12 protein-coding genes are annotated in these 14688 nt (G+C 65.6%); 9 read left to right on the top strand and 3 right to left on the bottom strand.

Features of this window, described 5'->3' with window-relative positions:
- Positions 1-70 precede the first annotated feature (70 nt).
- From PRN20_RS16505 to PRN20_RS22900, 9 genes are all read left to right on the top strand, one after another.
- Positions 71-868 carry an alpha/beta hydrolase gene (locus tag PRN20_RS16505; RefSeq protein WP_273958639.1) on the top strand — a complete coding sequence of 266 codons (798 nt, stop codon included), beginning with the start codon at positions 71-73 and terminating at the stop codon, positions 866-868.
- Between the two features lie 162 nt (positions 869-1030).
- The gene (locus tag PRN20_RS16500; protein ID WP_273958638.1) at positions 1031-2056 is read left to right on the top strand and encodes a LacI family DNA-binding transcriptional regulator; all 1026 of its coding nucleotides are present in this window, start codon (positions 1031-1033) and stop codon (positions 2054-2056) included.
- Between the two features lie 320 nt (positions 2057-2376).
- Entirely contained in the window at positions 2377-3318 is a 942-nt protein-coding gene (locus PRN20_RS16495; protein ID WP_273958637.1) for an ABC transporter permease, read from the top strand.
- Positions 3318-4283, top strand: a complete 966-nt coding sequence (locus PRN20_RS16490) for a carbohydrate ABC transporter permease (protein ID WP_273958636.1) — start codon at positions 3318-3320, stop codon at positions 4281-4283. Before PRN20_RS16495 ends, PRN20_RS16490 begins: the two co-directional genes overlap by 1 nt.
- A gap of 78 nt (positions 4284-4361) precedes the next feature.
- Positions 4362-5909: a DUF3502 domain-containing protein gene (locus tag PRN20_RS16485; RefSeq protein ID WP_273958635.1), complete on the top strand. Its 1548-nt coding sequence runs from the start codon at positions 4362-4364 to the stop codon at positions 5907-5909.
- A 60-nt stretch (positions 5910-5969) separates the two neighbouring features.
- Positions 5970-6614: a YesL family protein gene (locus PRN20_RS16480; RefSeq protein ID WP_273958634.1), complete on the top strand. Its 645-nt coding sequence runs from the start codon at positions 5970-5972 to the stop codon at positions 6612-6614.
- A gap of 12 nt (positions 6615-6626) precedes the next feature.
- On the top strand, positions 6627-9035 hold the full coding sequence (locus PRN20_RS16475; protein ID WP_273958633.1) for a glycoside hydrolase family 2 TIM barrel-domain containing protein: 2409 nt from the start codon (positions 6627-6629) through the stop codon (positions 9033-9035).
- Positions 9036-9060: 25 nt separating this feature from the next.
- A complete protein-coding gene (locus PRN20_RS16470) occupies positions 9061-9846 on the top strand; it encodes an SDR family NAD(P)-dependent oxidoreductase (RefSeq protein WP_273958632.1) in 786 nt (261 codons plus the stop codon).
- 123 nt (positions 9847-9969) lie between these two features.
- Positions 9970-10173 (top strand): glutamine amidotransferase, encoded by a 204-nt coding sequence (locus tag PRN20_RS22900; protein WP_443112587.1) that lies wholly within the window; start codon positions 9970-9972, stop codon positions 10171-10173.
- Here PRN20_RS22900 and PRN20_RS16465 read toward each other — a convergent pair.
- From PRN20_RS16465 to PRN20_RS16455, 3 genes are all read right to left on the bottom strand, one after another.
- Positions 10170-12953: an autotransporter outer membrane beta-barrel domain-containing protein gene (locus tag PRN20_RS16465; protein ID WP_273958631.1), complete on the bottom strand. Its 2784-nt coding sequence runs from the start codon at positions 12951-12953 to the stop codon at positions 10170-10172. The genes PRN20_RS22900 and PRN20_RS16465 overlap by 4 nt on opposite strands.
- A 215-nt stretch (positions 12954-13168) precedes the next feature.
- Positions 13169-13603 carry an ion channel gene (locus PRN20_RS16460; protein ID WP_273958630.1) on the bottom strand — a complete coding sequence of 145 codons (435 nt, stop codon included), beginning with the start codon at positions 13601-13603 and terminating at the stop codon, positions 13169-13171.
- A 35-nt stretch (positions 13604-13638) separates the two neighbouring features.
- Positions 13639-14685 carry an HAD family hydrolase gene (locus tag PRN20_RS16455; protein ID WP_273958629.1) on the bottom strand — a complete coding sequence of 349 codons (1047 nt, stop codon included), beginning with the start codon at positions 14683-14685 and terminating at the stop codon, positions 13639-13641.
- Positions 14686-14688: the final 3 nt, after the last annotated feature.

Here is a 14688-nt window from a genome sequence, read left to right as displayed (position 1 = left end):
CGTCTGGGCTGAGCTTAGGGTCATCACATCGCGGCGGACAAGGGTTCGCCCAAACAAGGAGAGACCCAAAATGACCAAGACAATCGTTCTGATCCACGGCGCCTGGCTCAACAGCCTCAGCTGGGAAAACGTGAAGGCCCGCTACGAAGCCCAGGGCTACACCGTGCTCACCCCCGCCTGGCCGTTCGATGATCGTGCCCCGTCTGCGCTGCGGGCCGACCCGGCGCCCGAACTGGCCAAGGTCGGCCAGCGCGAGATCGTCGATCACTTCGAAAGGATCATCCGGGCCCTGCCGGAACGGCCCATCCTGATCGGCCACTCGCTCGGTGGCGTCGTCGTGCAGCAGCTGCTGGCCCGCGGCCTCGGTGTAGCGGGTGTTGCCATCAACCCGGCACCGACCCCCGGCGTGCCGCTCGGGCCCCAGGCCCTCGTCTCGGCCCTGCCGGTGTTCAGCGACCTGCTCAGCTGGAAGAAGGTCAAGCACATGTCGCTGAAGTTCTTCTCGACCCGCTTCGCCCAGACGGAACCCAACCCGGAAGCCAAGTATGACCGCTACATCGTGCCGACCCCCGGCAAGGCCTACTGGGACGGCGTGATCAACCCGATGAAGATCGACTGGGCCAAGCAGAACCGCGCCCCGTTGCTGCTCATCGGTGGCGGCAAGGACCTGATCGCCGACGCCTCGATGACCGACGCGATCTATCGCCAGCAGAAGAAGGCCGCCTCGACCACCGAGCTCAAGATCTTCGATGATCGCTCGCACTGGACCCTGATGGACAAGGGCTGGGAAGCCGTCGCCGACCTCGCGCTGAACTGGGCCGTCGAGCATGCCGCCGACAAGCGCCCCGCCCTGCGGCTGGCGGCGTGAATGACCGACCTCCAGGTCCCGGCAGCGAGTGGCGGCCGGGACCTGCTGTTTGTTGGTGCTTTCGAGCCACCCCGGTCCGTGTCGACTGCGCCATCTGTCCTTGCCGCTTGCGCAGGGCCGGTTTTTTTGCCTAAGCAAGGCTCCAGTTGCTGGGGAACTCTTGTGGCTACGCTCAAGGAAATCGCCAACGCGGTAGGTGTGTCACCCGCGACGGTGTCGCGTGTGCTCAATTTCGACCAGACGCTCTCCGTCACTGCCAAGACGCGGCAGGCCATCATCGAAACCGCCGAGGTGATGAAGTACGAGACGCCCCGCGCGCGCAATCGCGCCTATCAGCAGGGGCTCAGCAAGGTCGCGCTTGTTCACTACCTGAGGCCCGAGCAGGAACTGGTCGATCCCTACTATGTCGGGCTGCGCCTGGGGATCGAGAGCCGCTGCCAGGCGCTGAAGATCGAGACGGTCAAGGTCTACCACACCGACAGCCTGCCGGAGGCCTCGCTGCTGCGTAGCGCCTCGGGGATCATCGCCATCGGCCGGCATGACGACAACGAGATTGCCTGGCTCAGGCGACACAACCGCAACCTCGTCTTCGCCGATTTCTCGCCGCCGACCGATGAGCTCGACTCCGTGGAGTCGGACCTGATGCTTGCGACGAGGAAACTCCTGCAGTCCCTGACGCAGGCCGGCTATCGGCGGATCGCCTTTGCCGGATGGGTCGACATCTACGACGGCGTTGCCCGCACGCAGCCGGAGAAGCGCTGCCGTGCCTACATCGAGTGGGCGCGCGAGGCCGGCGTCTTCGACGAGCGCATCTGCCTCACCGGCAACAAGACCGAAGAGAGCGGCTACAAGCTGACGCGCCAGATCCTGTCGGAGCCAAACCGGCCGGACGCGCTCATCACCGCCAATGACAACATGGCCGTCGGCGCCTATCGCGCCATCCACGAGATGGGCCTCAGCATCCCCGACGACATTGCCGTCGCCAGCTTCAACGACATCTCCGTGGCGCAGTTCATGAGCCCGCCGCTGACCACGGTGCACCTTGCCACCGAGGAGATCGGCGAGAGCGCCGTCGAGCTCCTGCTCGAGCGGATGGGCGGGCGCGAACTGCCCAAGCGGGTCACCCTCGCCACCAGCATCCGCTGGCGCGGAAGCACGCGTCCCCTCCCTCCGGGACCCGCCAGCTAAATATTTACTGAAAACTTGCGCACCGACATTACCCTCGCTAACAATGATGGCGCGGGACGGGAGACCCGCGCCGATCCGGGAGGGGAATCAATGGCTCATCACGTGACCCGGCGTCCGCCGGGACGTCCCGCATAGCCGAACGACGCCAAGACTATCCCGACGTTCGCTGAACGTCGCCGACTTCGCTTAGACCGACCCGGGGCCATAGCTCGGGCGCGGTTGGTTGCGAGCCGCCCGGGGAGCTGCCGCGTATCGACGGTCAGCCTCGCTCTGGTGGCAGCGTCTGGAGGGACGCCGCGCCGGCCGCAGAGAGGGGGAAGATGTCACGGAACGGTACGTCACAGGCACGCAAGTCCCTGCTCAGGCAGTTGGCGGACAGCAAGGTTCTCTTGCTCATGTGCGTCCCGGCGATCGTCTTCTTCGTCATCTTCAACTACGCCCCGCTCCCCGGAGCGTGGATCGCCTTCACCAACTTCAACTACCGCGACGGGATCTTCGGCAGCCCGTTCGTCGGGTTGCGGAACTTCGAGTTCCTCATCAAGTCCGGCCAGCTCTGGCTGCTGACGCGGAACACCATCCTCTACAACCTCGCCTTCATCATCCTGGGCAACATCCTGCAGATCGCCATCGCGATCATGCTCAACGAGATCCGCTCGACCTTCTTCAAGAAGATCAGCCAGGCCGCGATGTTCCTGCCGTTCTTCATCTCGGCGGTGCTCGTCGGCGTCATCGCCTTTAACCTGCTGAACTACGACACCGGCGCCATCAACGCGCTGATCCGGCAGACCGGCGGCGACCCGATAAAGATCTATTCGACCGCCGGAGCCTGGCCGCTCATCATCATCATGGTGCACCTGTGGCAGTCGACCGGCTACGGCTCGATCGTCTACTTCGCGGCGATCATGGGCATCGACCGGAGCCTCTATGAGGCGGCAACCGTCGATGGCGCCTCCGCCTGGCAGCGCATCCGCTACGTGACGCTGCCCAGCCTCAAGCCGACCTTCATCATCCTGGTGCTGTTCTCGCTGGGCGGCATCATGCACGGCAATTTCGGCCTGTTCTGGAACCTCGTGGGCAACAATGCCTCGCTGTTCCAGACCACCGACATCATCGAGACCTCGGTCTACCGGATGGTGCTCTCGCAGAACAACTTCACCACCTCGACGGCCGTGGGCCTCTACCAGTCGCTGTTCGGCTTCGCCCTCGTCATGACGGCGAACTGGATCGTCCGCAGGATCAACAAGGACTACGCGCTGTTCTGATGACCGATCGCACCGCCTCCGAGAGCAACATCATCGTCGAGGTCGAGGGCGTCGGCATGGGTCCGGCCAAGCCGCGCGCGATCAGGCTCGACCGCAGCGACGTGGTGGTCCAGGCGATCTCCTACGTCACGATCACCCTGTTCGCGCTGTTCTGCCTGCTGCCGTTCGTCCTCATCCTCTCGGCCTCGTTCTCGAGCGAGGCGACGATCATGAAGACCGGCTTCGGCCTCCTGCCCAAGGACTTCTCGCTCGCGGCCTACGAGTGGATCTTCAAGGCGCCGCGGCAGATCATCGGTTCGTACATCGTCACCATCACGATGACCGTGTTCGGCACCGCGATCGGCCTCTTCATCATCGCGATGACGGGCTACGCGCTCAACCGGAAGGACTTCCCCTTCCGCAACCACGTGTCGTTCTTCATCTACTTCACCACGCTGTTCTCGGCCGGCCTCGCGCCGACCTTCCTCTGGATTGCGCGCGACCTCGGCCTGCGCGGCAGCTACTTCGCGGTGTTCCTGCAGCTGCTGATGACGCCGTGGCTGATCATCCTGATGAAGAACTTTATGCGCACCGTGCCCTACGAGATCATCGAGTCCGGCAAGGTCGACGGCGCCGGCGACTTCCGCATCTTCGCCCAGCTGTGCCTGCCGATGATGAAGCCGGCGCTGGCGACGATCGGGCTGTTCCTCGCGCTGAGCTACTGGAACGAGTGGTATCTGAGCTCGCTGTACCTCGGCAGCACGGTCGAGTTCAAACCGCTCCAGTACCACCTCTACAACATCATCAACACGGCCAATGCGCTCAGGAACTCGGTCGCCGGGTCCAATGTCAGCATCACCAACCTGCCCAGCAACACGTTGAAGATGGCGAGCGCCATCGTGGCCATCGGCCCGATCCTGCTGCTCTACCCCTTCATCCAGAAATACTTCGTCAGCGGCATCACCATCGGCGCGGTGAAAGGATGATCGCCTGACCAGGTAGGCGGCCGGTTGAGGGACCGGCCGCGAGAACGAAAGCAACAATACTCAGAGGAGGAGTATGACATGCATAGAAGGAACATCGTACGGGCCGGTGCGGCGCTGCTCGCGCTCGGCATGAGCATGCCCGCGCTGACCGCGGGTGCGCTCGCCCAGGATGCGCCCGTCGAGATCACCATGCTGACGATGGGCAACAAGCCCACCAACGGCCGCCTCGAGGCGATGCTCGAGAAACTCAACGAGCTGCTGGTGGCGAAGGCGAACGCCAAGCTCGACCTGTTCTACATCGAGTGGGCCGACTGGCAGACCCAGTACAACGTCCAGCTGCTCTCGGGCGACGACAATGTCGACCTGATCGGTACCGCCACGGACTGGCTCTACGCGTGGGAGAACGCCGAGAAGGGTGCGTTCCTGCCGCTGCCCCCCGAAATGCTGCAGGCCAACGCCCCCAAGACCTGGGCACAGGTCGAAGCCGACGGCCACTGGGACCTCACCAAGCTCGCCGACGGCAAGATCTACTTCATGCCCGAGGACAACTACACCCAGTACACCAACCACGGCTTCTTCTACCGCGGCGACTGGGCCAGGGAAGCCGGCTTCGAGAACGGCGAGATCACCAGGTTCGAGGACTTCACCAAGTACTTCGAGTGGGTGAAGGCCAACAAGCCCGACGCCTATCCGTGGGACGTCGCCGGTGCCAACGAGGCGGCGCTGACCGGCTACATCCAGGGTCACACGGACATGCACCCGATCTGGGGCCTCAGTGCTGGCAACTACTTCCCGTTCCACACCTCCGCGGCCGCTCCCTACACCGTCACCTCCTGGTACATGGAAGGCGACGCTCTGGTGGAAGCTGCCAAGCTGGCCAAGCAGTGGAACGAGATCGGCGTGTGGCGCGAAGACGCGCTCAACTTCGACGGCGAAACCCGCGAGGAGCTCTACGCCGCCCTGTCGGGGACGGACCAGCACCATACGCAGACGTTCATCAACGATATCGTCAACAACATGAACACCAAGCAGCCGGGATCCGACCCCAAGTTCTTCTACTGGGGCAAGGAGAACGGCAATTTCTTCAAGGACATCTTCACGCACGGCGCCATGGCCGTGAGCGCCTATTCGAAGAACCCCGAGAAGGCGCTTCAGGTCTACGACCTGATCCGCAACGACAAAGAAATCTACATGCTCTTCAACTTCGGCATCGAGGGCACCGACTACGTCATCACCGCCGACGGCAAGCTGGGCCGTCCTGAGGGCTGGGACCAGTCGACCATGGACCTCGGCACCGACTACTGGTGGGGCCGTACGGACGAGTTCGAACTGCCGCGGACCACACAGGCACCGAACCGGGCCGAGATCATCGCCGAACTCGATGCGACGGCGAAGGAGTACCCCTACTCGACGCTGCTCATCAACAAGCAGGCGATCGATCCGACGCTGGCGGCCATGAGCGGCGTGCTCTCCGAGTACATCCCGCAACTGCAGTACGGCAAGTTCGACGACCCGGCCGCAGCCGTCGCCGAAATGCGCCAGAAGCTCAAGGACGTCGGCTACGAGGACGCCCGCGCCTCCATCCAGGCGGACATGGACGCCTGGAAGGCAGCCCGCGGCCTCTAGGCCCCGGACCATGACCGGGCGGAGCGCGCACTCCGCCCGGCTTTCCCCGAGGAGCTGCCGATGAACACCCTGTTCTCGCCCGATTCCACGCTGATGCGCGGCCTGAGCACGGTCGCCGACCTGATGCTGCTGAACCTGATATTCATCGCGACATCGCTCCCGGTCGTAACGCTGGGCGCATCCCTTACCGCGCTCAACTTCACCGCCATGCGGATCGCGACCGGTGAGTGCAACTCCGTCACCGGCGACTACCTGCGCTCGTTCCGCCGGAACTTCCGCCAGGCGACGATCATCGGGCTGGTGCTCGCGCTAATGGCCGGTGTGCTCGCGGCGTGGTTCGTCGTCGTCACCAACCTCGCGTTCGGCACTCTCGCCGAGCTGCTGTTGCTGGCGGTCTGGTACGTGTTGGCGTTCACGCTCGTCACGACCGCGCTGTTCGCCTTCCCGTATCTCGCCAGCTTCGAAGGCAGGACGCGCGACGTGCTGCGCAATGCACGGCTGCTGTCGTGGAAGCATCCGGTCACGGCGATCGCCGCGCTGGCCGTCATCGGGCTCTGCGCTGCCGCTACCGTCTTCTATCCGCATGTGACCGGCTTCGGCCTCTTCTGGTTCCTCGTCGGCTTCGCCGGCATCGCCACCATCAACGGCCGCCTGTTCGCAGGCGTCTTCCAAAAATACATCGCCGCAGCATCCGGCGAGAGATAGGGCTCGGGCTTCATGCATACTTTCGATATCCGCCGCTGGGCCTTCACGCTCGGGGACGAACCCGACGCCTGGGCGAAGGGCTTCGATGACTCGTCATGGCGCATGGTCACCGTGCCGCACGACTGGAGCGTCGAGCAGCCCTTCTCGCAGAGCCATTCGAGCGGCACCGGCTATCTGCCGGGCGGTATCGGCTGGTACAGGGCGCACGTCTCGCTGCGCGAGGTCGGCGAGATCGCCGGCAAGCACGTGCGGCTGGTCTTCCACGGCGTCTACAAGAACGCCCAGGTCTGGGTGAACGGCTACCATTTCGGCGTCCGGCCTTCGGGCTATGCCGAGTTCTCCCACGACCTCACCGAAATCCTCTCCTACGCCAACAGCGACGACCTCGTCGTCACCGTGCGCGTCGAGCACACCGACATCTCCGACAGCCGCTGGTACAACGGCTCGGGCATCACCCGCCGCGTCGAGCTCGAGGTGCACGAGCCGGTGCGCGTCGCCGAGCACGGGACCACGTTCACGACGCTGACGGCCGATGCAACGGAAGCGACGATCCGGATCGCCCAGGTGCTCGTCAACGATACGACCGAGGCGGTTACCGTCCGCGCGCGGCATGAACTGCGTTCACTGTCTTCTGGCCGCGTCCACACCTTCGCCATCGACGTCGACATGCCCGCGGGTGCGTCCGCCAGCGCCGAGATCGTGGGACAGGTGCCGCAGCCGGAGCTGTGGTCGGACACCACGCCGCACCTCTACCGCCTCACGACGACGCTGAGCTGGGGCGGAGATCAGCACGCCCGCTACGAGGAGACGGTCGGCATCCGCACCTTCCGCTTCGACGCCGACCACGGCTTCTTCATCAACGGCGAGCCCCGCACCCTCAAGGGCGTGTGCCTGCACGAGGATGCCGGCCCCCTCGGCACCGCCGTGCCGACCGAAGTCTGGCTGCGCCGGCTGCTCAAGCTCAAGGACATGGGCTGCAACGGGGTGCGCATGGCGCACAACCCGCACGCGCCCGAACTCTACCGGCTCTGCGACGCGCTCGGCTTCTTCGTCATCGACGAGGCGTTCGACGAGTGGGAGAACGCCAAGAACAAGTGGTGGCAGGGCCACAACGTCTACCCGCCGCGGCACCAGGGTTACGCCAGGGACTTCCACGCCTGGCACGAGCGCGACCTCGTCGCCATGGTCGACGCCCACCGCAACCACCCCTCGATCATCGCCTGGAGCATCGGCAACGAGATCGACTACCCGAACGACCCCTATGCCAGCGCCCGGTTCGAGGCGATGACCGGCAACAACGACGCCAACAAGTCGGCCAAGCAGCGCGCCTACGACCCCAACCGACCCGATGCGCGGCGGCTACCAACCATCGCGAGCCGGCTTGTGGACATCGTCAGGCAGGCGGACGCAACGCGCCCCGTGACGCTCGGGGTCGCGTTCCCGGAGCTGTCCCGCCACACCGGCTTCTTCGACCGCGTCGACGTGGTTGGCTACAACTACAAGGAGTACCTGTACGAGGCGGACCATCGCCACCTGCCCGACAAGCCACTGCTCGGCAGCGAGAATGGCCACCGCTACACCGACTGGCTTCATGTCGAGCAGAAGCCCTACATCGCCGGCCAGTTCCTGTGGACCGGCATCGACTATCTCGGCGAGGCCTATGGCTGGCCGATCCACGGCTCGGGCGCAGGTCTGCTTGATATCGCCGGCTTCGAGAAGCACACCTTCCACCTGCGCCGCAGCTGGTGGACCGACGAGCCGGTCGCCTACATTGTCACCCGCCCGCATGTCGAAGCTGCCGACAAGAACTTCTGGTCGCACCCGATCGCACGCCGCTGGGACGGCACCGGCGAGCAGGCGATCGAAATCCTCTGCTTTGCCAGCGGCGATCCACGGCTGACCTGCGGCGGCGAGGAGATCCCGCTGACGCGCGACGAGCAGCACGGCTACTGGGTTGCCGTGACGGCGCCGCGGTCGGCGCCTTTGGTGCTCGAAGCTCGCCGCAGCGGCCAGGTTGTGGCGCGGGATGAACTGGGGCCCCGAGGAGAAGCGGTGCGCCTCGAGGCGACCGCGTGGGCAGCCCCCGCCGACGCCCTGCGCCGCTGCACCGACGCCGGCCTCCCCGCCGACGGCATCATCCAGATCGAGTGCAGGTTGCGCGACGCGCTCGGCCGGGTGGCGGGCGACGAGCGAGACATATCGGCCGAAGTGGAAGGCGGCGACCTGCTCGGCATCGAGAATGGCGACCTCAGCGACAACACGCCATACGCGACGCAACAACGCCGCACGCACGACGGCCGCCTCGTTGTCTTCGTCCGTTCCGATGGAGCGGCGACAGTGCGGCTTCGTGCCTCCGACCTCACGGAAGTCAGGATCGAGTGCGGTTCGAAATCTGCGCCCTCCCTGATTCCAGCAAACTAGTCTTCCAGTCACCAGGTGCTCTGAAATGCAGATCGATCTCAGGAACAAGGTTGCCATCGTCACCGGCGCGGGCCGCGGCATCGGCAATGAAATCGCCAGGACGCTCGCGGGCGAAGGCGCCATCGTCGTCATCACCGACATCCGGCAGGAGCTGCTCGACGAAGCCGGCGCCGAATGGAAGCGCAACGGCTGGAATGGCCTGCAGCTCCTTTGCGACGTGCGCGAGTCCAGCGACAACAAGGCGGTCGTCGAGGCGGTGGAGAAGGCCTTCGGCCGCATCGATATCCTCATCAACAATGCGGGCGTGGCCAGCGGCGCACGGGTCGAGGAACTGGCCGAGGAGACCTGGGACCTCAACATGGACGTCAACCTCAAGGGCACGTTCCTGATGTGCCAGGCGGTGATCCCGGTGATGAAGCGCCAGCGCTCGGGACGCATCCTCAATGCCGCATCGTTCGCCGCCATCGTTCCCTCGATCGGAGGGGCCGCCTATGCGGCTTCCAAGTACGGGGTCGAGGCGTTTACGCGCGTCCTGGCCGGCGAGCTGGGCGCCCACGAGATCACCGTCAACTGCTACGCCCCGGGCATGATCCCGACCGGCATGAACCGCTTCGCCGATCGGACGGAGGCGGAGAAGGGCCGGCTCCTCGATACCCTCACGCTGCGCCGCTGGGGCAGCCCGAGGGACGTCGCCAATCTCATCTGCTTCCTCGCGTCCGACCTCGCGTCCTACATCACGGGCACGATGATCGATTGCTCGGGCGGCAAGTTCGCCACCCAGATGCCCTGGCTCGCCCACCGCGAGCCCTGACCGCGAACGGAAGAGCGGCGCCTCAGGCCGCGTGCTTCAGGGCGACAGCCGCGGCAGGCTCCACCGCCGGGCGGGGGAAGAGCTGGCCGTTCCACGACGAGGCCGACCGCCCCGTCGCAGGCAATTGAGCCCTTAGCTCCGCCGCGCGCAACCCTGCGCATCCCGCATGTCTTCGCTGCAGCCGCGTCACGCCCAATCATCGCTTACACCGCGATGGGCGACCCGCTGATCGTGCTCGGCGCTTACGGCCGCGGTCGCGCCGTAGCCTACACGACGGACTGCGTGCAGGACTGGGCCTCTCCTGAGCTCCTGGCCTGGCAGCACTAGAACGCCGCCTTGAGCCCCAACTGGCCGATGTGGCTGTGCTGGTCTCGCGAGAACTGGCCCGTATAGTCCAGCGAGACGGTCGACGTCCCCCCGACCAGCAGGTCCGCGCCGATGCCGAGCCGCACTTTATTGCGATCGGTCGCCGCGCTGCGCACGGCAAACGGATCACCGCCTCCGGCGAGGGACACCGTCCGCTCGCCGGCGGTGTCGCCGAAGCCGTGCATCCACAGCGCCTTGCCGCGCAGCGTCAGTTCGCCGGCCTCGTCGAGCACGACCCGGTGCGCCAGGGCGGCGCCGATCCCGACGTCCAGCTGCCAGGCGTCGGATGCTTCGATCGTGGCGTTCAGGGACCCTGCCCCGGTCTCGGTGGCGCCGCCGCTGTGCGACCATCCGGCCTCGGCCGTGCCCGTGGGGGTCAGGACGAACCTGTCCCCGAGCGGCAGGTCGTAGCCGGCCTCCAGCGTTCCGCCGAGCGCCTGCGTCCAGTAGTCGGCCACCGCCGTGCGGCTGAGGCCGCCAATCACGATGTCACGGCTGGTCGCGACGTGGGCGGCGCCATAGGACAGCGTTCCGCCAAGCGACAGCGGACCGTTGGCCCAGTCGCCGTAAAGACCGGCATTGCCGCCGCGGCCATCCATGACGGACAGGCCTCCGAGTGCCGAGCCGTGCGAGGCAAGGTAGCCCAGGCCGACCCCGAACCGGGCGTCGCCGCCCCCCAGTTGCGTCCAGCCTTCGTAGCCGCCGCCGAGGCCCGCTGACTGCCATGCGAGATCGCCGCCATTGCCATCGGCACTGACCATGCCCCGGCCGGCCATCGGCGTCAGCCACAGCAACTGGCGCGACTCGGGCGCGACGTCCGCCGCATCGATCGCCAGCAGGCTGGCCACGGCCGTCCCCGGCTCCGGGCCATAGCTCAGGGTCGCGGTCTGCGTCGATCCGGCGCTCCTGGGCGCACCCAGCGTCGCCGAGAACAGCGAGAACGTCTGGTCGATGACATGCTGGCCGTCGGCATGCACTTCGCCCGAGGCAAGATCGAAGGCTCGCTGCGCCTCGTCGGACGACGACAGCAGCAATTGGTTGAACACGGCAAGCGCGTCCGAGCCGGAAGTCTGGTCGAAATCCTCGAATGCCGCCGCGGTACCGCGCTGGTTGGCGGACTGGGCCACCGGCCGGAACAGCACCGGCGCGAGGAAGATGCTCAGGTCGACTGCGTTGGCATCGTCATAGACGAGGACCGGCACGATGAAGGCCGATCGCGTGGAGACGCCGGAGAAGCGGCCCGTGCGCCCATCGGTCGTGTCGACGATGCGATAGGTGGTGCCGTCCAGATAGCTTGTGCTGGCGTCGAGAGCCGCAACCTCCACCGTTCCGCCATCGATGGTGACGGTATCGGCCAGAACGCGATCGCTCGTGCCGTCGCCGGCGATTTCGACCTCGTAGGTCGAGCCGGCGGCGAAACTGACATTGCCCGATGCCTGGAGCGTCCCGATCGAATTGCCCGGCGCCAGGATGCCGCCGCTCCGCACCACGATATCGGCAAGCTGGCCGCTGCCCCCCAGGGTCGCACCGGAATAGACAAGCGCACTGCCCGCAGTGCCATCGACAAGCAACGTGCCGGAACCGACGCTCCAGTCCTGCTGCCCGCTTCCGGTCAGCGTCCAGGTGCTCGCACCCGACTTTCCGAAACTGGCAAACCCTCGGAACGTCGCCGCGGCGCCGATGCTGCCAAGATCGAACCAGTTCCCGCCGATCGCATCGACATCGCCTCCCAGCACCAGCGCGTCGCCATCGGCGCCTGCGCCGCTCGTGCTCACCACGTTGCCGACAAAGCTTCCGCCGGCCTCGATCACCAGCGTATTGCCGCCACCGGACAAGGCCATGGCGTTGGCACGCGTCGGTCCCGTCCCACCGCCCGCGATGGTGCCGCTATTGAAGATGGTCGCGCCACCCGACGACAGCACGCCCACTCCGTTGGCGCCGTCGGTCGCGGGCGGGCCGGCATAGGGCGTCGTCCCGGCAAGGCCGCCGATGCCACCGAGTCCCCCTGTGATGCTTCCCGAATTGTAGAGAACGAAGCCGTCGCCGCCGACACCGGCGCCGGCTGCGCCACCGTAGTCTCCACTGCCCGGCATCGTCGTCCCGCCGGCCCCGTGTCCACCTTCGCCGCCTTCGCCTCCGACGATCTGGCCGGCATTGTCGAGCACGAAACCGGTGCCGGACAGGGCCGTGCTCCCGTCCGCGCCCGGGCCGCCATGCGCGCCGAGGGAATACCAATCGGACGGGGTTACGTTATCGCCGCCATCGCCGCCCTTGCCGCCGGTCACGGTACCAAGGTTGCTGACGCTCAGTCCGGAACCAAGCACGATACCGCCGCTGGCCCCGCCCATTGGCTGGGTCCAGTTTGCAAAGTTCCCGTAGTCCGCTCCGGTCTCGCCGCTGAGCGTGCTGCCCGATGCAATAACCACCGAACCTGTTCCGGATAGCCCGCTCCCGATGAGGGCGACGCTGCCATCGGTGACGACAGTGCTCGCCTGGCTCAAGGCGGGCAGCGTTCCACTGACAGTAATGCTGGTAACGCTGTCATGTACAACGATGGTGTGGCCCGACCCGGTATTGGCCTGGGTGATCGCCCAACTAAGCGTCCCCACCACCGCCCCTGTCGCGTCGTCCGTGCTGGACGTGACGGTGAACGTCGCCGCAGCAGCATTCCCCGTGGCAAGGCATGCCAAGGCAAGTACGAAGGCGCCATGGGCGCATCGGATCGGGGCTTTGGGAGACATCGCGCTGACCAACTTTGAGCGCATCGGCAGTCGATGCGTAACGGCTTGAAAAATGAACGGAACGACTACGACCACCCGCAGTATCGGCGAGTGCCTAACGACTGCGAATCAAAGACAATTCAGCCAGCCTACCTGCGTATCGCCCGATATAGATAGCCGCCGTGACCGAACTGATCGAAGGGCTGACACAGCAGGCGCGCCCTTCAACTCGCGAGCTAATCGTCGGCCCAGAAATGCATGCGGTGGACAATGGCGACGAGGAACGAGACAGAGGCGCCGACCAGCACGATGCCGCTCAATCCCTGGAGGGCGGCGAACAGTTGCCAGGGCTCTTCCGTCCGCACCTGCGTGCCGCCGATCGTCGTGAAGGTCGCTGCAGAGAAGTAGAGCGCCGACCGCAGCGTGGGGATGGCGCCGATCGCATAGTAGACGAGCGCATAGGCGACGATCTGTATGAGGTGCAGCATGAACAGCAGGTAGGTGACCACGCCCAGCGCTATGACGCGCCAGTGGGGGCGTGCTGACTGGCCGAACGCCTGCCACCGCCTGAGCACCCGGGCGATGAGGACGAGGCCGGTGAACTGGATGGCGATCGCCACCGCGATCGCGGCACCAGCCCAGACGATCTGCACCAGAATCGAACCGGTCATCGCTCCTCAGGGATCCCGGCGCCGCCGAAGCGAGCTCACTCGAACGAGAAGATGCGGTTCCAGTCGTTCTTCATGCTGGTCACGATCCAGCCGTCCTTGATCGCCTCGTCGTAGAGGGCCTGCGAGAAGGCGCCGATGTTGGTGTCGGGCAGGCCCTGGGCCGGGCCGTAGGCGTACTCACGCTCCGCATCGTCATGGAGGATCAGCATGGCAAGGCGCCGGCCATCGCCTGCGGCGGTGTATTCCAGCATCTGCTGGTCGCCGGCGGTGTTGCCGAACGAGGCATGCGGACGGCGCCCGATCATCAGGTGGATGCTCTCGGGCTTGCCGGCGTCATTGTCGTTGATGAGGAGCTTGGGATCCTTGGTGAGGATCGGCTTGCCGTCCTTGTCGTAGCCGTAGGTGACCCCGCTGGCACTGCCGATCACCTGTTCGGGCGGGATGCCATAGGTCTTTTCGGCGTAGCTGCGGACGAAGTCCTGGCCCCCGCCGGTGACGATGTAGGTCTTGTAGCCATTGTCGCGCAGGTACTGCAGCACCTCCTGCATCGGCTGGTAGGTCAGTTCGTTGTACGGCCGCTTCCAACGATGATCTCTGGCTTGTGCCATCCACGCGGCGGCGTTCTGCTGGAACACGTCCACCGTCATGCCGGTCAGCGTTTCGGAGAGAAGGTCCTCGAGTTGCTCCTTGGGAAGCTTGGCGATCGCCTCCAGGTCTCCGGTGAGGACGGTCTTGAACGGCTCCTTCTCCGCGAGTTCCGGCTTGGCCTTGACCAGCGCCGGCACGCTGTCGAGGACGTAGACGATCTGGCTGTACATCGGATGCTCGACCCAGAGCGTGCCGTCCTGGTCGAAGGTGGCGATCCGCTCCTCCGGAGGCACGAGTTCGGCACTCGCGGGATCGGTCGTGTCCTTCACGAAGTCGATGATGGCCGTCTTGGCGACGCCTTCGTTCCAGGACGGCAACGGATCGGTCTGCGCATAGGCCGAAGTCGCCGCGACTGTCGCGAGGATGGCGGCGAATGCGAGCCGCGCAGCCCATCCGAACGCCCAGTGATGCTGCACCTTTGTCGGCTTTCTCATCTG

The organism is Devosia sp. ZB163, from assembly GCF_028613635.1.
Taxonomy (GTDB): Bacteria; Pseudomonadota; Alphaproteobacteria; order Rhizobiales; family Devosiaceae; genus Devosia_A.
Note: the sequence above shows the minus strand (reverse complement) of the source record. Positions and strands in the feature narration are given on the sequence as shown.